The 19,433-nt window shown below is 33.4% G+C and carries 21 protein-coding genes; 14 read left to right on the forward strand and 7 right to left on the reverse strand.

Translation table 11 applies throughout. The features are described 5' to 3' along the window. Positions 1–52 precede the first annotated feature (52 nt). Positions 53–1,669: a phosphoenolpyruvate carboxykinase (ATP) gene (gene pckA, locus BTO05_RS10370; protein WP_087492593.1), complete on the forward strand. Its 1,617-nt coding sequence runs from the start codon at positions 53–55 to the stop codon at positions 1,667–1,669. Positions 1,670–1,751: 82 nt separating this feature from the next. Here the strand turns inward: pckA and BTO05_RS10375 are convergent, their stop codons facing one another. Further along, the gene (locus tag BTO05_RS10375; RefSeq protein ID WP_087492594.1) at positions 1,752–2,501 is read right to left on the reverse strand and encodes a uroporphyrinogen-III synthase; all 750 of its coding nucleotides are present in this window, start codon (positions 2,499–2,501) and stop codon (positions 1,752–1,754) included. Between the two features lie 15 nt (positions 2,502–2,516). Then, positions 2,517–3,173 (reverse strand): DUF4271 domain-containing protein, encoded by a 657-nt coding sequence (locus tag BTO05_RS10380; protein ID WP_087492595.1) that lies wholly within the window; start codon positions 3,171–3,173, stop codon positions 2,517–2,519. Positions 3,174–3,280: 107 nt separating this feature from the next. Here BTO05_RS10380 and BTO05_RS10385 point away from each other — a divergent pair, with 107 nt between their 5' ends. Genes BTO05_RS10385 through BTO05_RS10395 form a run of 3 tightly spaced genes read left to right on the forward strand, consistent with a single transcriptional unit; the run spans position 3,281 to position 5,802 of the window. Beyond that, complete coding sequence (locus tag BTO05_RS10385) at positions 3,281–4,009, forward strand: polyprenol monophosphomannose synthase (RefSeq protein ID WP_087492596.1); 729 nt, start codon at positions 3,281–3,283, stop codon at positions 4,007–4,009. Next, positions 4,009–5,355: a dihydroorotase gene (locus BTO05_RS10390; RefSeq protein WP_087492597.1), complete on the forward strand. Its 1,347-nt coding sequence runs from the start codon at positions 4,009–4,011 to the stop codon at positions 5,353–5,355. Before BTO05_RS10385 ends, BTO05_RS10390 begins: the two co-directional genes overlap by 1 nt. After that, a complete protein-coding gene (locus BTO05_RS10395) occupies positions 5,356–5,802 on the forward strand; it encodes a DUF4296 domain-containing protein (RefSeq protein ID WP_087492598.1) in 447 nt (148 codons plus the stop codon). Here BTO05_RS10395 and BTO05_RS10400 read toward each other — a convergent pair. After that, positions 5,799–6,818: an NAD-dependent epimerase/dehydratase family protein gene (locus tag BTO05_RS10400; protein ID WP_087492599.1), complete on the reverse strand. Its 1,020-nt coding sequence runs from the start codon at positions 6,816–6,818 to the stop codon at positions 5,799–5,801. The genes BTO05_RS10395 and BTO05_RS10400 overlap by 4 nt on opposite strands. Before the next feature lie 90 nt (positions 6,819–6,908). Between BTO05_RS10400 and tyrS the strand changes: the two genes are divergently transcribed. Continuing rightward, positions 6,909–8,207, forward strand: a complete 1,299-nt coding sequence (tyrS, locus tag BTO05_RS10405) for a tyrosine--tRNA ligase (RefSeq protein WP_087492600.1) — start codon at positions 6,909–6,911, stop codon at positions 8,205–8,207. 94 nt (positions 8,208–8,301) lie between these two features. Here the strand turns inward: tyrS and BTO05_RS10410 are convergent, their stop codons facing one another. From BTO05_RS10410 to BTO05_RS10420, 3 genes are all read right to left on the reverse strand, one after another. Next, positions 8,302–8,742, reverse strand: coding sequence for a YHS domain-containing (seleno)protein (locus BTO05_RS10410; protein WP_087492601.1), 441 nt, complete (start codon positions 8,740–8,742; stop codon positions 8,302–8,304). A gap of 44 nt (positions 8,743–8,786) precedes the next feature. Then, positions 8,787–9,767, reverse strand: a complete 981-nt coding sequence (locus BTO05_RS10415) for an acyl transferase (protein ID WP_087492602.1) — start codon at positions 9,765–9,767, stop codon at positions 8,787–8,789. 73 nt (positions 9,768–9,840) lie between these two features. Further along, positions 9,841–11,745, reverse strand: a complete 1,905-nt coding sequence (locus tag BTO05_RS10420; protein ID WP_087492603.1) for a lamin tail domain-containing protein — start codon at positions 11,743–11,745, stop codon at positions 9,841–9,843. A 233-nt stretch (positions 11,746–11,978) separates the two neighbouring features. On the opposite strand from BTO05_RS10420, the gene BTO05_RS10425 reads away from it, so the two are divergent. Next, positions 11,979–12,665: a response regulator transcription factor gene (locus BTO05_RS10425; protein WP_087492604.1), complete on the forward strand. Its 687-nt coding sequence runs from the start codon at positions 11,979–11,981 to the stop codon at positions 12,663–12,665. Next, the gene (locus tag BTO05_RS10430; RefSeq protein ID WP_087492605.1) at positions 12,666–13,706 is read left to right on the forward strand and encodes a sensor histidine kinase; all 1,041 of its coding nucleotides are present in this window, start codon (positions 12,666–12,668) and stop codon (positions 13,704–13,706) included. Here BTO05_RS10430 and BTO05_RS10435 read toward each other — a convergent pair. After that, entirely contained in the window at positions 13,689–14,777 is a 1,089-nt protein-coding gene (locus BTO05_RS10435) for a glycosyltransferase (RefSeq protein WP_232459731.1), read from the reverse strand. The genes BTO05_RS10430 and BTO05_RS10435 overlap by 18 nt on opposite strands. A gap of 55 nt (positions 14,778–14,832) precedes the next feature. Between BTO05_RS10435 and trmB the strand changes: the two genes are divergently transcribed. From trmB to BTO05_RS10470, 7 genes are all read left to right on the forward strand, one after another. After that, a complete protein-coding gene (trmB, locus tag BTO05_RS10440) occupies positions 14,833–15,507 on the forward strand; it encodes a tRNA (guanosine(46)-N7)-methyltransferase TrmB (RefSeq protein WP_087492606.1) in 675 nt (224 codons plus the stop codon). 3 nt (positions 15,508–15,510) lie between these two features. After that, complete coding sequence (locus BTO05_RS10445) at positions 15,511–16,149, forward strand: LysE family transporter (RefSeq protein ID WP_087492607.1); 639 nt, start codon at positions 15,511–15,513, stop codon at positions 16,147–16,149. Beyond that, positions 16,150–16,479 (forward strand): MGMT family protein, encoded by a 330-nt coding sequence (locus BTO05_RS10450; RefSeq protein WP_087492608.1) that lies wholly within the window; start codon positions 16,150–16,152, stop codon positions 16,477–16,479. A 109-nt stretch (positions 16,480–16,588) separates the two neighbouring features. Further along, entirely contained in the window at positions 16,589–17,734 is a 1,146-nt protein-coding gene (locus BTO05_RS10455; RefSeq protein WP_087492609.1) for an Mrp/NBP35 family ATP-binding protein, read from the forward strand. Continuing rightward, positions 17,735–17,974 (forward strand): NifU family protein, encoded by a 240-nt coding sequence (locus BTO05_RS10460; RefSeq protein ID WP_087492610.1) that lies wholly within the window; start codon positions 17,735–17,737, stop codon positions 17,972–17,974. It abuts the gene before it with no gap. Positions 17,975–18,042: 68 nt separating this feature from the next. Beyond that, on the forward strand, positions 18,043–19,098 hold the full coding sequence (locus BTO05_RS10465) for an NAD(P)/FAD-dependent oxidoreductase (RefSeq protein WP_087492611.1): 1,056 nt from the start codon (positions 18,043–18,045) through the stop codon (positions 19,096–19,098). Next, positions 19,098–19,433 (forward strand): 2Fe-2S iron-sulfur cluster-binding protein, encoded by a 336-nt coding sequence (locus BTO05_RS10470; protein WP_087492612.1) that lies wholly within the window; start codon positions 19,098–19,100, stop codon positions 19,431–19,433. Before BTO05_RS10465 ends, BTO05_RS10470 begins: the two co-directional genes overlap by 1 nt.

Raw genomic sequence — 19,433 nt, forward strand, 5'->3', positions numbered from 1 at the left:
GCCTATTTTAAAATAAAGTTTTACTTTTGCCGAATAACACAACAAAAAAAATATGGTAAATTCAGACCAATCTACGAAAACGATTTCGTTAGAAAAGTACGGAATTAAAAATGCAAAAATCAACTACCAATTATCTCCCGACGAACTACAATCTAGAGCCGTAGAAAATGGACAAGGTGTAGAAACTTCAAACGGAACGCTTGCAGTAAATACAGGCGAATTTACAGGGCGTTCTCCTCAAGATCGTTTTATTGTAAAAGATGATATTACTAAAGACCGTGTTTGGTGGGGCGATATTAATATTCCGTTTGATTCGGATAAGTTTCAAAAGCTCTACGATAAGGTCGTAGATTATCTTTCAGAAAAGGAAGTGTATGTTAGAGATAGCTACGCCTGTGCAGACGAAAACTACAAATTAAACATCAGAGTTATTAATGAGTATCCTTGGAGTAACATGTTTGCTTATAACATGTTTTTGCGTCCTACAGAAGATGAGTTAAAAGATTTTGTACCAGAATGGACTGTTGTTAATGCTCCAGGTTTTATGGCAGACGCAGACATTGATGGTACGCGTCAACACAATTTTGCGATTTTAGATTTTACAAGAAAAATTGCCTTAATTGGAGGAACTGGATATACAGGTGAAATTAAAAAAGGAATTTTTTCTGCATTAAACTTTATTCTTCCAGTATTTAAAAACACGTTACCGATGCACTGTAGTGCCAATGTTGGCGAAGATGGTGATACAGCAATTTTCTTTGGTTTATCTGGAACAGGAAAAACAACATTATCAACAGACCAAAACAGAAGTTTAATTGGTGACGATGAGCACGGTTGGACAAGCGAGAATTCTGTTTTTAATTTTGAAGGTGGTTGTTACGCTAAAGTAATTAATCTTTCTGCGGAGCAAGAGCCAGAAATTTATGGAGCTATTAAAAAAGGCGCTATTCTTGAAAACGTCATTCTTGATGATAATAACAATGTCGATTTTGCTGATACATCGATAACTCAGAATACTAGAGTAAGTTATCCTATTTATCATATAGAAAATATTAAAAAACCTTCAGTAGGTAATAATCCTAAAAATATTTTCTTTTTAACCGCAGATGCGTTTGGTGTGTTACCTCCAATCTCTAAGTTGACACCAAGTCAAGCAGCCTATCATTTCATTTCTGGATATACAGCTAAAGTAGCAGGAACAGAAGCTGGTGTTGTAGAGCCACAACCATCTTTTTCGGCGTGTTTTGGAGCACCTTTTATGCCGCTTCATCCTACAAAATATGCAGAGATGCTCAGCAAAAAAATGAAAGATGCTGGTGTAAATGTTTGGTTGGTTAATACCGGTTGGACTGGTGGACCTTATGGTGTTGGAACTAGAATAAAATTAAAATATACACGTGCAATGATTAATGCTGTTTTAGAAGGTCATTTAGGGCTTTATAATTACAATGATTATCATATTCACTCTGTTTTTGGAGTTGCACAACCAAGAACTTGTCCTGGAGTACCAGATGAGGTGTTAAGCCCAAGAACAACTTGGGATAATGATGAAGCTTATTACAAAATGGCTTTTAAATTATCTAATGAGTTTAGAGAAAATTTTAAACAGTTTGAATCTTATGCGTCAGAAGAAATTAGACGCGGTGGACCACAACGCTATACTTTTTAGTATTAGTATTAGAAATACTAATAAAAAAAAGCGATTCAGTAATTTCTGAATCGCTTTTTTTATTTTATAATAATTTAAAGGACTATTTACCTTTATTAACTTGGTCAATATACTTTTTTAAAGCCATAGTCATTGAAGGTGTTTCTGGTGTTGGTGCAGCAATATCTACACGAAGTCCTTTTGCTTCAACAGCTTTAATTGTTGTATTTCCAAACACTGCAAGACGTGTGTCGTTTTGTTTAAAATCTGGAAAGTTTTTAAATAAAGAATCTATACCTGATGGACTAAAGAATACTAAAATATCATAAGTTACATTCTCTAAGTCAGATAAATCACTTATTACAGTTTTATAGAAGGTAGCTTGTGTCCATTTTACACCAAGATTATCTAAAGTACTAGGTATAATTGGTTTTACCTTGTCTGTAGTTGGTAATAAAAAGGTTTCGTCTTTATATTTTTTTATTAATGGAGAAAGCTCTTCAAAAGTACGCTTACCAACATAAATTTTTCGTTTTCTGTAAACCACATATTTTTGTAAATAGTAAGCTACAGCTTCTGATTGGCAGAAGTACTTCATTGAGTCTGGCACTTTGAAACGCATTTCTTCAGCAACTCTAAAAAAATGATCTACAGAATTTCTACTTGTTAATACAATAGCAGAAAATTTACTTAAGTCAATTTTTTGTTGTCTAATTTCTTTGGCTTCTACGCCTTCAACATGAATAAACGGTCTGAAATCTACTTTTACCTTTTGACGATCTTGTAAATCGAAGTAAGGTGAATTTTCAATTTTAGGCTCAGGCTGTGACACCAATATCGTTTTTACTTTCATATGCTAAACGCTTTTTTACCCGAAATAATCTTTAATTACCTTATACAAAATAACATAAGGTCCAATTTCGAGAGCGCAAAGATACAATAAAAAATAGAAAAAATTAGAAATAACAGCTTTTTGATAGAGTTTCAAGAATCTTAAAAAACCACTGATATTAATTAATAATAGTATAGTGATTGTTGAATAAAGTACTAGTTTTTTATCCAATTTGCTGAATAATAACAGAATATTAGTAAGCAATAATAATAGTCCAGAAATATTTTTATAAGTAGATTTTTGAAATAAATAAATTTTAGCAAATTCTGAAAATTCAAAAAAATGAGCAACAAGACGTTCTATCAAAGCCTTTACAATCAAAGTAATTGCTATAACAGAGAAAAGAATTAGGAGCAGATAATTATTATCAAATACGTTTGAGTCTTTTAAATGTGAATAAGAAAGGAAAATAAAGATACCTAGTGTTACAATAAAATTTAAGAATAATAGACCAGTGAAAACATCTATTTTTCTTTGTTCTTTGGCATATATCTTAATATACCTATCGTTCCATATTACAGCTAAAAAATCGATAAATCTAGTTGCAAACAATTGGCGTGCAGTCACAACAATAACAAAGCAGCCTATGATTAGACTGATATATAAATCTTGAGTGAAGTATTCTCTTAGCATTAGGCTAATTTAAGAAGAAAAGTCTAAAATTTGATTTATAACCTAAAAGCCAAATAAACAGTATAGAATAATTCAAAAACTTTACATTTGCTAAAATTACTAAGCCAATGAGTGATGCCATAGTCATCATACCAACTTACAACGAGAAAGAGAATATAAAATCCATTATTGAAGCGGTTTTTTTATTACCCAATGATTTTCATGTTCTTGTTGTAGATGATAATTCTCCCGATGGGACAGCATCAATAGTTGAAGAACTAAAGACTATTCATAAGGATAATTTACACCTATTAAGTAGAGAAGGTAAAAACGGTTTGGGTACTGCATATATTGACGGATTTAAATGGTGCTTAAAAAAAGATTATCAATTTATCTTTGAGATGGATGCTGATTTTTCTCATAATCCTAAAGACTTGGTAAGATTATACGATGCAGCAAATAATATGGGGTCAGACGTTATCGTAGGTTCACGCTATATAAAAGGTGTTAATGTAGTTAATTGGCCGTTGACACGAATTTTGTTATCCTATGGCGCGTCATTATATGTGAAACTAATAACAGGAATGCGAATACAAGATCCAACCGCAGGATTTATTTGTTATAAAAGAGAAGTCCTAGAGGTCATAAATCTGGATGAAATAAAATTTATCGGTTATGCGTTTCAGATAGAAATGAAATTTAAAGCCTACAAAAAAGGTTTTAAAATTCTTGAGATTCCAATTATCTTTACAGACCGAATTAGGGGTAAATCAAAAATGTCAAGTGGAATAATTTCTGAGGCTATCTTTGGGGTGATTAGTCTTAAGTGGAATAGCCTTTTTAATAAAGAAAAATAATGAGTAAGCAAACACTTATAAAAAATGCAAAGATTGTCAATGAAGGCGCAATCATCGAAGGAGATATATTAATTGAAGATAACATAATCAAGGAGATTGAAAGCTCAATAAGTGTAAAGTCTGCTGATGTAAATGTAATTGATGTTGAAGGAAATCACGTGTTCCCTGGAATGATTGACGATCAAGTACATTTTAGAGAGCCAGGATTAACTCATAAGGCTAATATCGAAACAGAATCAAAAGCTGCTATTGCAGGAGGAATTACTTCTTTTATAGAGATGCCTAATACCAATCCGCAAACTACAACTATAGAGAAATTAGAAGAAAAATTCGATATAGCTAAGCAATCTTCATATGCTAATTACTCTTTTATGTTTGGTGGTACCAATGATAACTTAGAAGAAATTTTAAAGGTTGACCCAAAATCTGTAGCAGGATTAAAGTTGTTTTTAGGTTCATCTACAGGTAATATGTTGGTCGATGATCCTGATATATTAGAAAAAATATTTTCGAGTACTGATTTAGTAATTTCTGTGCATTGTGAAGACGAAGCTACAATAAGAGAAAATTTAGCTAAAGCAAAGGCTCAATATGGAGATGACATTCCTATGGAAATGCATTCTGTAATTAGAAGCGAAGAGGCTTGCTATTTGTCGTCTTCAAAAGCTATCGAGCTGGCCAAAAAAACAGGAGCACGGTTACACGTTTTTCACTTATCAACGGCAAAGGAAACAGAGCTTTTTACAAATAAAATTCCGTTGAAGGACAAAAAAATCACAGCCGAGGTTTGTATACATCACCTTTGGTTTTCAGACCAAGATTATAAAAGAAAAGGTAGTAGGATAAAATGGAATCCCGCTGTGAAAACTGCCAATGACAGAGACGGACTATGGAAAGCACTCTTAGATGACAGAATTGACGTGATTGCCACTGATCATGCTCCACATACCACTGAAGAAAAAAATAACCCATACACAAGTGCACCGTCTGGTGGACCACTAGTTCAGCACGCTTTCGTAGCACTGCTAGAAGCTTATCATAATCAAAAAATATCCTTAGAAACAATAGCTCAAAAAACAGCACACAATCCTGCAATTTTATTTGATGTCGAAAAAAGAGGCTATATAAAAGAAGGGTATTACGCCGATATAGTTATCGCAGATTTAAATAGTCCTTGGACGGTAAACAAAGATAATATACTTTATAAATGCGGTTGGTCTCCGTTTGAAGGAAATACTTTTAAAAGTAGAATTACACACACATTTGTAAACGGTACTTTAGCTTATAATAACTTTAAGGTTATGGACGTTAAAGCAGGACAGCGATTGACTTTTGATAGAAAATAAATGAAACAAAGCATAAGCATATTATTGATTTCTATTGTTTTTTTGGCTTGCGAGCCAAAACTAAAGCCCGAAAAACCAGATAATCTTATTGCAAGAGATAAAATGGTTAACGTCTTGCATGATATGTTTGTTGTTAGTTCGGCAAAAGGTGTAAGTCGCTCAAAACTTGAAGTCCAAGGATTAAATCCGGAACAATATATCCTTAGAAAGCATAATATTGACAGTCTTCAATTTGCTACAAGTAATGATTATTATGCACATGATGTAGAAACTTATAAAGCTATAATCGAAGAAATCAAAGTCAAGTTAACGACTGAAAAAGAAAAATTTGTAGCGATAGAGAAAGAAGAGCAGGAAGAAAGAAAGAGAATAAAAGATTCTATCCAGAAAAAAATGCAAATTCAAAAAGCTAACCCAAATTTAGACGCGGCTAAGAGTAGCAATTAATTCTTTAAGTCCTTCAAATAAAGATTTGATACTCTTTTTATACTCTCATCAACAGGTGTGAATTCAAAATCTAGTGCTGTTTTTATTTTAGAATTATCATGCTTAGTAATTGACGAAAGTGTTTTGGCTAATTGTTTTGACAATTGTCTTCGTTTACCAAATACTTTATGCTTCAACCAATCTAATCGCCATAAAACATTAAGTTGCCACGACTTAATTAAGTTCTGTTTTTTTGAAATGCCTAAGGCCTTAGCCGTTTTAGAATTAAAATTTTTAAATAAAAGATTTTCAGCAATAAGTATATAACCTTCGTTTTTAATAGCACTTTCTGTAAGTAGAATCATAATTTTAGTAACATCCAAAACATCAACATAGCCTGAGCCACCTTTGGTGTAAAAATTTAATCCTTTGTAAATCTGATTAAATAGACTTCCGCTTCCGCCGCTATACCAAAAACCTGGGCCTAAAATTATTCCCGGATTAACAACAACGACATCTAATCCTTCCTGTGATCCACGCCAAACCTCTAACTCTGCACCATACTTTGTAATAGCATAAACACTATTGTCTTCTTCAGGGTTCCAAGTGGTATTCTCTGTTATTAATTTTTCAGGATTATTAGTTTGCCCTATTGCAGCAATAGAACTTACATAGCAAAGTTTTTTTATATGATTGCTAATACTAAGATTAACTATATTGGCTGTACCTTCAATATTGATTTGGCGTAAGGTTTTGTATTTATCAGGTTCAAAAGAAATGAAAGCCGCACAGTGATAAACAGTATCGATACTTACAAAAGCATCTTGAAGTTTTGGGATATCAGTAATATCTACATCAATCCATTCAATCTTATTATATAATTCTTCCCAATTTTCAGAATAATAAGAAAACACGTGTTTTGTAGCTTCTAGCTTGTGGGCGCGTCTGAATGTAGCTCTTACTTTTTCACCCTTTTTAATAAGTTTATATAATAAATGAGAGCCTACTAATCCTGTTCCGCCTGTTACTAAAATCATAAAGCTAATTTACGCTTTTTTGCATTTGCCTTTTGTCTTTTAAAGCGGAAACATATCTTTGCCAAACTAATTTTTGAATTTTAATATCCAATGGGAAAGAATTTTGTTGAAGAATTGAAATGGAGAGGTATGTTACATGATAGTATGCCAGGTGTCGAAGATCACTTAGGTGAAGCCATGCGAAGTGCTTATGTAGGATTTGATCCAACGGCCGATTCTTTGCATATTGGTAATTTGGTGCCTATAATGCTATTAGCACATTATCAGCGTTGCGGACATCAGCCAGTGGCTTTAGTTGGAGGTGCCACAGGTATGATTGGTGACCCATCTGGGAAATCTAGTGAGCGTAATCTGTTAGATGAAAAAACGCTAAGACATAATCAAGAAGCTATAAAAGGACAGCTAGCTCATTTTCTTGATTTTGAAAGTGATGCTCCGAATGCTGCAAAATTGGTTAACAATTACGATTGGATGAAGGAGTTTTCGTTCTTAGAATTTATTCGTGATGTTGGTAAGCATATTACCGTAAACTATATGATGGCTAAAGATTCTGTAAAAAATAGAATTTCTGCAGAATCAACAAATGACGGTATGAGTTTTACAGAATTTACATACCAATTGGTTCAAGGTTACGATTTTTTGCACTTATACAAGGCAAATAATTGTACAATACAAATGGGTGGAAGTGATCAATGGGGAAACATAACCACAGGGACAGAATTGATAAGACGCATAGGAAACGGTAAAGGTTTTGCAATTACTTGCCCATTAATCACAAAAAGTGATGGCTCTAAATTTGGTAAATCTGAAGGAGGAAATGTATGGTTAGATGCTAAAAGAACTTCACCATACAAATTTTATCAATATTGGTTAAACTCAAGTGACGAAGATGCTGAAAAATATATCAAGATTTTTACATTTTTAGGCCAAGAAGAAATTGAAAGTATTGTTACAATGCACAAAGAAGCACCTCATCAGCGTGGATTACAAAAAAGATTGGCTGAAGAAATTACTAAAATGGTACACTCTAAAGCTGATTTTGAAAATGCAGAGCGAGCATCAAACGTTTTATTCAGCAAAACATTTAAGGCAGATATAGCTACAATTGATGAGAGTACATTTTTAGATGTTTTTGAAGGTGTTCCACAAGCAGAACTGCCTAAGTCAGATTTGGACAATGGTTTAGATATGATTGCAGCACTAGCTGCTAAAACAGAATTCTTAAAGTCTAATGGCGAAGCAAGACGAGCACTAAAAGAAAATTCTGTATCCGTAAACAAAGAAAAAGTAAAAGAGGATTACATTATTTCTTCTGAAGATTTGATTAATAGTAAGTATGTTATTCTTAACAAAGGAAAACGTAATACTTATATCATTAAAGTTATTTAATTAACAATAAAAAAATGCCCAGAATAGATTCTGGGCATTTCAACCAATCAATCAACTTTCAACTATTTATTAATTTTTCTTTTTCATAGAAATATTAATTTTTAATAGCTTCCCAATTTTGGTCGGCTTTTTTCTGTAAACCTTTCACATTATTTTTTTCCCATTTTTTTAAGGTATTTATTCCCCAAGAATTGTAAAATAAATAGAGTTTTCCATCTCGTATTTCAAAGGTTTCTGCGTCAACACTTACCTTTTTAGAGTCAATAGCCACAGCATATGCGCAATAACCTCCATATTGCGGAATGTATTTTTCTGGTGAGTTTAAAAAAATGTCTAAGTTTTTCTGAGAAACAAACTTATATTTTACATTATCGTGAGTTGCTATAAAACTTTTTTTGCCTTCAATAGCATTGTTCTTAAAATATTCTACCACGTCATAACCTTCGGCAACATAACCTTTTTTTAGATTGTAATCTATAGATTGTGCATTGCTAATAGTAACAATAAAGACAAGAAATATTGTACTAATTTTCATAATATATAATTTAAGTTTTTTATGTCGAAATAAAATAGACTTACTTACAAAACCATAAGATTACAACCACGAATATCAGAGTTATCAAACCGACCAATAATCTCAAAAGTATCATCTTCTAAAACTTTTCCTAAATCTTGAGTAGCAATAAATGAGCACGAATTGATATTAGCTAAATCAACAATATTTATACCTCCGGACTTTTGATATGTATTTACAGTAAGTGCGTCTTCTGTGTCACGAGTAAGGATTTTCATCCAAGGTGGACATTTAAAAATGCCATGACCTTTTGAGTATGCCTGACTCAAAAGTTCAGTCATGCCATATTCGCTATGTATTTGGTCTACACTAAATCCTCTTTTTAATGTGTTATGCAATTCAGTTCTAATCATTTCTTTTCGTCGACCTTTCATGCCACCAGTCTCCATGATAATAGTGTGTTGTAGATTAAAATCATATTTTTCAACTAAGTCAAGTAACGCAAAAGAAACACCGATTAAAATTGTTTTTTTTCCTTTTGATTCAAGCGATTTTAAAGTATCAGCGAGTTCATCTATGTTATTGAGGTAAAAACCACTTTCAGGATGTTTTGATGATTTTATAATATCATCCGCCATATAAATTAATGACGAACCATCGCGTTCTAAATAAGAAGGTAGTAATGCTAAAATGACATAATCTTCAATTTTACCATAAAAATATTGAAACCCTTGTCGAAAACTTTCTTCGTATATTTTTAAATCTGTAACATGATGCTGACTTGTTATACTTCCAGTTGTACCAGAACTTGTGAACGTTTGTTGAATAGATTTTTTTGAACTTAAAACCTCATGAGTTTTAAAAAACTGTATAGGTAAAAACGGAATGTCTTCAATCGCTGTGATATCTGCTGGATGTTTATATAATAAATCACAAAACGAGCGATAGACCAGATTATTTTCAAATTGAAATTTAAAGACCTTTAAGGCTAATTCTTTAAATTCTTCATCTGATGAGATATTGAAAATTTTATCCGTTTCTATCATGATACAAAATTAAGCAAAACAAAAAGCGCTACCAATCGGTAGCGCTTTTTTAGAATATTAAATTTTATATAGATTATCTAATCACTAATTTTTTAGTGCTAGTCGCTCCGTCTTGTGTTAATCTTAATAAATAGATACCACTTTTTAAGTTAGAAACATTCAATTTGTTATTCGAAATTGTTTCGTTCTTAACTTGCTTACCTAAAATATCAAATACAGAAACTGCAATTGGAGTTGCATTTACAGAAGAAATAGTTACTTCTCCAGTATTTGTAGGGTTAGGGAAGATTGAAAACTTATCTGTATTAAAATCATTAGTTGATAAGGCAAATGCATTAGCTCCACCTGGAGTTCCTAAATCACCAGCACCATAAGTATTACCAGCAGGTACAAGACCCCAATTAGCACCATTGTCGTTATCTAGATTGTTAAATCTTGCTAATAACGTATTAGATAGTTCCATTGCATTACCAGAAGTTGCAGGTGGGAAAGTTCCATCAAAAACAACTTGGTCAATAACCGTACTTGAGCATTCTATAATGATACCATCAGGATTGCCATTACCTAAAGATACATCTCCTTCATAAGAATATACACCACTAATACCACCGTTGACTGCACTGTCTCCATTAATAGCGAATACAAAGTAACCACCAGCAGGAACAATTGCAGAAGTTGAAATGGTATGAGTTTCAGTGGCAGTTACGTCATCTTTTATTACCCATCCTATCATATCTATATCACTTGAAGTGTTGTTATAAACTTCAAAATACTCACCAAATTCATCACCAACTGCAGAAGGGTTTCTCATAACTTCAGAAATAAAAACATCACCTGGATTTGCGCATGTTACAGAAACGCAAGTTGGACTACTAATATTTTCAAATAAATTACAGCTACTGTTAGCTGAATCACCTGATATGTTAAATGTAAAATCAACATCTTCATCTACCATAGTTATTAACATAAAGCCACTAGCATCAGTAGTAGGATTTCCATTACTAACATCTAGTGTGCCTACACCGCCAGTATCAACTGTGTAATTAGAAGTTCCACCACCTGTAAAATCTATTCTAGTTGTGTAAGTGTCTACTCCAGAAGTTACTGCATCACATGTTATGATTGGTTCCTCTAAAACTAAATCACATGGGAACTCAACGTTAAAAGATATCATATCAGAATCAAGAAGCATATTACCTGCATCTCTTAATTCAACAGTAACATTGTAACTTGTTCCATCTGTTGTAGCAATTTGAAAAGGAGTTGCTGTAGGAGCAACACTACTAGGAGAACCCATATTTACAATTACATTTACAAATTCATTACCCGCTAAATTATTCGTTGACCACTCAAGGTTTACTGGATTAGTTCCAGAAGGTAAATTAGCACCATCTGATGGCGATGTAATAGAAATTGTTGCTGTTGCTGTACCAAATGTTTGCCCTGTATTTACCGATCCATTGGTTTCAGCCACATTACTTGCCCAAGTAAAATTTTCATAAGTAGTTCCAGATCCAGTAAGCTGTAATGACTCTCCAACTGCTGTGCCGCCTCCTTCAGAAACTCCTATATCTGTTGAGGTAAGTCCGTCTGCAGGACCTCCAACGGCTGTTATAACACCTTCGTAACTTAGAAACTGAATTACATTTCCCATATCATCAACTAAAGCGATTGCATCAGGTGAACCGTTTTGTAATGCGTTAGAAGCAAAAATAAAGCCTAATGTCCCATATCCATTATCTTGATTAGGTATAGTTCCTGATAAACTTTCAGTACCATAAGACCCGCTATTACTTCCGTTGTATTTTTCTATTGACCAACCAGTCAAGTCAGTTCCAGCAGGACCAGCTATTTCTAAGCCTTCATTAACGTCAGAACCACCATTGTCATAATGAAGCTCATTAACAAAAACTGTAGTCTGCCCAAAAGAAGCAGCAGACATTAAAATTGTAAAAAGTAAAAAGTAAAGTTTTTTCATAATTAATTAATTGTAGTTATAAGTGTTTCAAATATAAGAAGAATATTGGCTTTAAGTAAATGATATTAAGCAATTAAGGTGTGATTTTACATTTATTTAAAATTAACTTTTCTTTATCGGATAAAAATGCATTTTTATCCGATAAATGTTAGGTAATTGTTACTATTCTATAATCTATTAATTTATTTAGGAGTTATAATTATATTTACCATAAGATATAATTCTACTTTGTTTTGAAAAAAAGAGATATTAAAATTTTATTGGTTGACGACGAAGCCGATATTTTAGAAATAGTCGGGTACAATCTAACATCAGAAGGTTACCAGATAATCACTGCTACTAATGGTGTTGAGGCAATCGAAAAAGCTAAAAAGCATAAGCCGCAGTTGATTATACTAGATGTGATGATGCCAGAAATGGATGGTATTGAAGCATGCGAAAAACTTAGAGGGATACCTGACTTAAGTAACGCCATCATTACTTTCTTAACAGCTAGAGGCGAGGATTACTCACAAGTAGCAGGTTTTGATGCAGGAGCAGATGATTATATCACTAAGCCTATTAAACCAAAAGTATTGGTTAGTAAAGTCAAAGCATTACTAAGACGTTTGAAAGAGTCCGATAATCCATCGGATGCAATTATAAAAGTGGGTAACTTAGTCATCAATAGAGAAGAATACAAAATCACAAACAGAGGAGAAGAGATTATTTTACCTCGAAAAGAGTTTGAATTATTATCTTTATTGGCAACCAAACCAGGTAAAGTGTTTAAGCGCGAAGAAATCCTTGATAAAGTATGGGGAAATGAGGTTGTTGTCGGTGGAAGAACCATTGATGTACATATCAGAAAACTTCGCGAGAAAATCGGAGATAAATCTTTTAAAACCGTAAAAGGTGTTGGTTACAAGTTTGTTGACTAAATGCAAAAGGCCTTAAAAAAATCTTACAAGTTTGCACTAAAAACTGCTGCCTTAATCACGGTATCTGCAACGGTTTTTATGGCGCTATTTTTATACTTTTTCCATACCTTAGACAAAGAGTTTTTAGTCTTTCCATTTGCTTGCTATGCAATTTGCTTTATCGTAATCCAGTATAGAGTCGAGCATTTTATTTACCGACGTGTCAAGAAAATTTATGATGATTTGACTTTGTTAGAATCTACAGATTTAAGACAGCAGCCTATAACTACAGATATGTCTACGCTTACAAAAGAGATTGATAGATATGCCAGAGATAAAAAAATAGAAATAGAAACACTTAAAGTTAGAGAAGAATATCGAAAAGAGTTTTTAGGAAATGTATCTCACGAGTTAAAGACACCACTATTTACAGTTCAAGGCTATATCGAAACACTTTTGGATGGTGCTATGGATGACGAAAAAATCCGAAAAAAATACTTGAGTCGTGCCAGTAAAGGTGTTGAGCGATTAACATATATACTAAAAGATTTAGATATGATAACCAAACTCGAAGTTGGTGATTTAAGTCTAGATTTCGAAGAGTTTGATATTGTAGAATTGGTGCAAAATGTATTTGATTTGTACGAGATGAAAGCTTTAAAAAAGAATATTACACTCACATTTGATACAGATTATCCTAATCCTATTTATGTTAATGCAGATAAAGACCGTATTCAGCAAATCCTTAGTAATTTAGTAGTAAACTCTATTAAGTATGGTTTAGAAAGAGGTACAACCGAAATAAGTATCGAAAATCTTATAAAAAATAAAGTCATTGTTAGAGTTACTGATAATGGTGAGGGCATTTCTAAAGAACACATTGCCCGACTTTTTGAACGTTTTTATCGCGTTGATAAAAGTGGTTCTCGTAAAGAAGGCGGGTCAGGTTTAGGTCTGTCAATAGTAAAACACATTATTGAAGCACACAATGAAAGAATTTATGTCGAGAGTGAAATTGGTGTTGGTAGTGAGTTTTCTTTTACTTTAGAAAAGGTCAAATAATTTCTTAAAATTCGTTTGAGAATTTATTTGACTAAACCCAGAGTAAGCGGTATTCCATTTTAAGTCTGTATACGAAAGAGTTTCTTGTCTGACAGAAGGAACAATGTGGTTTTTAGTTAGTTGTTCTGATAAATAAATCTGTTCAAATTGCCCAGGTGTAGGTACGAAAATAGCTTTCTTCTGCATTTTTGCTAAATCCATTATTGATGTGTAGCCAGAACGAGAAACAATCAGTTTACTAGAGTTAATAGTAGCTTCAAGTTCCTTGCTAGTCATGTAATTATAAATCGAAAGATTTTCGACTTGTGTTATTTGCTGCTTTTTATCAATAATACCTCTTACAAATACGACGTTTTCCTCTTTATCTCTAAGTTCAAGAAGCAGTTTTTTTTCAAGTTGGGTACGTTGAGGTTCTGGGCCAGATAAGATGACCAAAATATCAATATTTTTCTTATTTTTTTTCTTGTTAAATCGGCTAATCGGCCCAATATATTTTACATTGTTAAGCATACGTTTAGTATGGCCTAAATCACCACTAAGATTTGGTTTTTCCTCAAAATCTGGCACCCAACATTCGTCAAATCTTTTAACTATATCTTGATGCCATTTACTACTCAGCCAAGTCGTTTTACCACTAAGAACATTTAATTGATGTGTTATGTAAACTGATGGAATTTTATGATGTCTAATTCCAAAACGGTTATCAGAAATTATACCATCAATATTTTCAGTCTCGACCAATTGCTTAACATATTTTTTTTCACTTCTAATAGTTTTAAGAATATGCGGTGAGGCTTTTAAAAATTTTGACCTCAAACGATTGCTCTTTTCAGAATAAGAAATATTATAAGAAGGTAATTCGAAAGATTTTAAGTTTGGAAATTCTTTTTTCAGCAATTCTAAAGCATTTCCATCTGAAGCCAAAACAGGTTCAAAATCATGTTTTATTAGCTCATCAATTATAGGAATACATCGGGTTGCGTGACCTAATCCCCAATGTATCGGTGCTACTAAAATGCGTTTCTTTGGTTGAATTGATTTCAGAGTCTCAATATTTTTCAGATTTCCCACCAAACAAAGGTAAACCTAAAATCTTTGTTTAATTTTGCTAAAAGATTAAATAACTGTGGGAAGTAAAAATAAATTAAAACGCTTTAAAGAAAACGAAACGTTCGAAAACGTATTTCAACCTTTAAGAGAAGAGCTTACAGAAGGTGATTTTAAACCAAAAGGTAATTGGAATGCAGCTGTTTTTAAGAACGATAATCCAATAGTATTAGAGTTAGGTTGTGGTAAAGGTGAATACACTGTTGGCCTAGCTAAGCGTTATCCTAATAAAAATTTTATAGGTATCGATATCAAAGGTGCGCGTTTTTGGCGAGGTGCAAAAACAGCAATAGAAGAAAATATACCTAATGCTAAATTTATAAGAACTCAAATTGAACTTATTGATTATGTGTTTGCCGAAAACGAAGTTGATGAAATCTGGATTACTTTTCCTGACCCACAAATTAAATACCAACGAACTAAACACAGAATGACTAACCTTCAGTTTTTGGAGCGTTATAAAAAGGTGCTTAAGCCAGCAGGTATAATGCACCTAAAAACAGATAGCGAATTTATGCATGGTTATACACTAGGTTTACTTCACGGTGCAGGACATGAAGTGCAATATGCAAATCATAATGTATACAAGCAAGAAGGTAGTCCAGCCGAAGTTACAGAGATACAAACGTATTATGAAAGTCAATATTTAGAGCAAGACAAACCAATTACGTATATTAGATTTCTAATCAACTAGCTTTTGAGTATTACTATCGTCTTTTTTCTTGGACTTTTTGTGGCGCTTATCGGAGTAATTCCGCCAGGACTTTTAAACATGACAGCTGCAAAAATAAGTCTAAAAGAAGGTGCAGGTAGAGGCGTAATGTTTTCTACAGGCGTATGTTTAGTTGTGTTTGTTCAAACATATATTGCGGCAATTTTTTCGAGATATTTAAGTAATAGACCAGATGTAGTAGAGATATTGCAACGTGTGGCCTTTGTGATTTTTGTACTTATAACCGTATATTTTTTAATTTCTGCATCCAAGCAAAAAGATGAAGCTAATCAAATAGTAGAAGCTGAAATTAAGAGTAAAAAAACGCGTTTCTATTACGGGATGTTTCTTTCTGCACTTAATGTATTCCCAATTCCATATCAAGCATATATGACTATTACATTAGCATCTTTTGGTATTATGGATTTCGAAAGATTAAGTATTATAACTTATGTTACAGGAGCTTCAATGGGTACATTTGTAATGCTTTATGTCTATATTTTCTTCTTTGATAAGATAAAAGATAAAGCATTTACTTCGCAAAAGAACATGAACTATATCATAGGTGGTGTTACAGGTTTGGTTGCATTAGTAACATTTATTAATATTCTTAGAGAAACATAGATGAAACCAGAAACACTTGGCTTTTTTGAGCGTGTTTACGAGGTTGCTCGACAAATTCCTTATGGAAGAGTAACAAGTTATGGTGCCATAGCAAAATATTTAGGCGCAGCCAGAAGTGCGAGGATTGTAGGTTATGCAATGAATGATTCTCAAGGAAAAGATGTCCCAGCACATCGTGTGGTAAACCGAAAAGGTTTACTTGCAGGTAAACATCATTTTGAAGGTACCAACCTTATGCAACAGCTATTAGAAAATGAAGGCATTAAGGTTATAGATAATCAAATTCAGAATTTAGAAAGTATTTATTGGGAACCCTCAAAAGAACTTTAGATTAGAGTTATTAATTCCGTCTATTTAACTATAATTTTCTTTAAGCCTAGCACTTCATTCTTCAAGCTTTAATACTTATCTTTGCATTTAGAATTAATCTAGATAAAAAGTGAAGCTTAACAAACAAGATATATTTAATGCACTGAAGACTATCACAGTTCCTGGCGAAGGTCAAAATATGGTTGATAGTGGTGCCGTAACAAATGTTATGACTTTTGCGGATGAAGTCATTGTAGATTTGACAATAAAAAATCCAAGTCTTCAAGCGCGTAAAAAAGCAGAAGTTGAAATTCTTCAGACCATCCACCGCGAAGTTTACGAAAAAGCAAAAATAAAAGTCAACATAAAGGTAGAAGCTCCAAAAGCAGCTGCAAAACAAACTGACGAAATTAAAGGAAAACCAATTCCGGGAATTTCTAACATAGTTGCAGTAGCCTCTGGAAAAGGAGGCGTTGGTAAATCTACAGTAACTTCAAATCTAGCAGTGACTTTAGCTAAAATGGGATTTAAAGTTGGTGTTTTAGACGCAGATATTTATGGGCCATCTATCCCAATAATGTTCGATGTCGCTTCGGAAAGGCCATTGTCTGTTAATGTCGATGGAAAGTCAAAAATGAAGCCTGTAGAAAATTATGGTGTTAAAGTCTTATCAATAGGTTTCTTTACTAAAGCAGACCAAGCTGTAATTTGGCGAGGACCAATGGCAAGTAAAGCATTAAATCAAATGATATTTGATGCTGCTTGGGGTGAGTTAGATTTTCTACTTATAGATTTACCTCCAGGAACAGGAGATATTCATTTAAGTATCATGCAAGCGCTGCCAATAACAGGAGCTGTTGTCGTTAGTACACCACAAAATGTTGCCTTAGCAGATGCCAAAAAAGGAGTTGCTATGTTTCAGCAAGACAGTATTAACGTTCCTGTTTTAGGAATTATTGAAAACATGGCATATTTTACTCCAGCTGAATTGCCAGAAAATAAATATTATATATTTGGAAAAGAAGGCGCAATGCATTTAGCAGAAGATTTAGATGTACCTTTCTTAGGGGAAGTGCCTTTAGTACAAAGTATTAGAGAAGCTGGAGATGTTGGCCGTCCTGCAGCTTTACAAACAGCTACTCCTATTGAAGAGGCTTTCGAAGAATTAACAAAAAGCATTGTTGAACAAGTTGTGTATAGAAATGAAGCTTTACCAGAAACTGAAGCAATAAAAATCACAACAATGGCAGGTTGTTCTGCTGTAAAAAAGAAATAGATGAGCACAGAAGAACTAAGATTAAATGTAGAGAAAGCATTGGACGAAATACGTCCTTTTCTTCAAAGTGATGGCGGCGATATTTCTTTACTATCAATCGAAGATGATAAATTAGTAAAAGTGCAGCTTCAAGGTGCCTGTATATCTTGTAGTGTCAACCAAATGACCTTAAAATCTGGAGTTGAAATGACTATTAAAAAGTATGCACCTCAAATAGAAAAAGTAATAAATGTGGAATAGATAATGTGATAAAAGTCACATTATAGAAAGAAGCATAGCATTAGTTTTGTTTTCAATATTATAATTCAATGATTACTACAGATATAATTATTATAGGTGCTGGCCCAACTGGGCTTTTTGCCGTTTTTGAAGCAGGTTTATTAAAGTTGAAATGTCATCTTATAGATGCATTGCCTCAACCCGGTGGTCAGTGTTCTGAGATATATCCAAAAAAACCCATTTACGATATTCCAGCCTATCCAGAAATTTTAGCGGGTGATTTGACCGATAAGCTGATGGAACAATGTAAGCAATTCGAGCCTGGCTTTACACTAGGCGAACGTGCCGAAACTATTGACAAACAAGAAGATGGTTCTTTTATTGTAACTACAAACAAAGGTACACAGCACAAAGCACCAATTGTTGCTATCGCTAGTGGTTTAGGGAGTTTTGAGCCTCGCAAACCATTATTAGATAATATATCAGATTTCGAAGATAAAGGTGTAGAGTATATTATCAAAGAGCCAGAATTGTATCGCGATAAAAATGTTGTTATTGCTGGTGGTGGAGATTCGGCCTTAGATTGGAGTATTTTTCTAGCTGATGTTGCGAAAAGTGTCACTCTCGTTCACAGACGTAATGAATTTCGTGGGCATCTAGATTCTGTTGAAAAAGTACAAGAATTAAAAAATCAAGGAAAAATTAACCTAATTACACCAGCCGAAATCACTAAAATTATTGGTGGTGAAAAAGTTGAAGCTCTAGAAATTACCAAAAAAGGAGAAGAACCAATCCTATTAGAAACCGACCATTTCATTCCACTTTTTGGCTTATCTCCAAAACTGGGACCAATTGCTAATTGGGGATTAGAGATAGAAAAAAATGCAATTAAAGTAAACAACGCTTTAGATTATCAAACAAATATCCCTGGTATTTTTGCTATTGGTGATGGTAATATATATCCAGGAAAATTAAAATTAATTCTTTGCGGTTTTCATGAAGCTACGTTAATGTGTCAAGCAGCGTATCAGATTATTAATCCTGGCAAACGTTTTGTGTTAAAATACACAACAGTATCTGGCGTAGATGGATTTGACGGTACGCGTAAAGAGGCTCCAAAAGCTGTTGTAAAAACAATTGATTAGTGGATAGCAAAGACATAAACATAACAATAATAGATCGCGACGGTGTAACTCATAATATTGAAGCGCCTACCGACATGGCTATGAATCTTATGGAAGTCGTTCGTAGTTACGAGCTTGCTCCAGAAGGAACGATAGGTGTTTGTGGCGGTATGGCAATGTGTGCTTCATGTCAATGTTATGTAAAATCTAGTCATGATTTGCCAGAAATGCAAGATGACGAAGAAGCCATGCTTTCAGAAGCTTTTTACGTAGAGGATAATTCGCGTTTAGGTTGTCAAATTCACATCACTCCAGAACTTGAGGGTTTGGAGATTGAGTTAGCTCCCGAGAGTTAG

This window comes from Winogradskyella sp. PC-19 (genome assembly GCF_002163855.1).
In the GTDB taxonomy this organism is placed as follows: Bacteria; Bacteroidota; Bacteroidia; order Flavobacteriales; family Flavobacteriaceae; genus Winogradskyella.

Coding starts and splice junctions, on each gene's coding strand:
- pckA (WP_087492593.1), top strand. CDS start 53: ATGGTAAATTCAGACCAATCTACGAAAACGATTTCGTTAGAAAAGTAC.
- BTO05_RS10375 (WP_087492594.1), bottom strand. CDS start 2,501: ATGAAAGTAAAAACGATATTGGTGTCACAGCCTGAGCCTAAAATTGAA.
- BTO05_RS10380 (WP_087492595.1), bottom strand. CDS start 3,173: ATGCTAAGAGAATACTTCACTCAAGATTTATATATCAGTCTAATCATA.
- BTO05_RS10385 (WP_087492596.1), top strand. CDS start 3,281: ATGAGTGATGCCATAGTCATCATACCAACTTACAACGAGAAAGAGAAT.
- BTO05_RS10390 (WP_087492597.1), top strand. CDS start 4,009: ATGAGTAAGCAAACACTTATAAAAAATGCAAAGATTGTCAATGAAGGC.
- BTO05_RS10395 (WP_087492598.1), top strand. CDS start 5,356: ATGAAACAAAGCATAAGCATATTATTGATTTCTATTGTTTTTTTGGCT.
- BTO05_RS10400 (WP_087492599.1), bottom strand. CDS start 6,818: ATGATTTTAGTAACAGGCGGAACAGGATTAGTAGGCTCTCATTTATTA.
- tyrS (WP_087492600.1), top strand. CDS start 6,909: ATGGGAAAGAATTTTGTTGAAGAATTGAAATGGAGAGGTATGTTACAT.
- BTO05_RS10410 (WP_087492601.1), bottom strand. CDS start 8,742: ATGAAAATTAGTACAATATTTCTTGTCTTTATTGTTACTATTAGCAAT.
- BTO05_RS10415 (WP_087492602.1), bottom strand. CDS start 9,767: ATGATAGAAACGGATAAAATTTTCAATATCTCATCAGATGAAGAATTT.
- BTO05_RS10420 (WP_087492603.1), bottom strand. CDS start 11,745: ATGAAAAAACTTTACTTTTTACTTTTTACAATTTTAATGTCTGCTGCT.
- BTO05_RS10430 (WP_087492605.1), top strand. CDS start 12,666: ATGCAAAAGGCCTTAAAAAAATCTTACAAGTTTGCACTAAAAACTGCT.
- BTO05_RS10450 (WP_087492608.1), top strand. CDS start 16,150: ATGAAACCAGAAACACTTGGCTTTTTTGAGCGTGTTTACGAGGTTGCT.
- BTO05_RS10460 (WP_087492610.1), top strand. CDS start 17,735: ATGAGCACAGAAGAACTAAGATTAAATGTAGAGAAAGCATTGGACGAA.
- BTO05_RS10465 (WP_087492611.1), top strand. CDS start 18,043: ATGATTACTACAGATATAATTATTATAGGTGCTGGCCCAACTGGGCTT.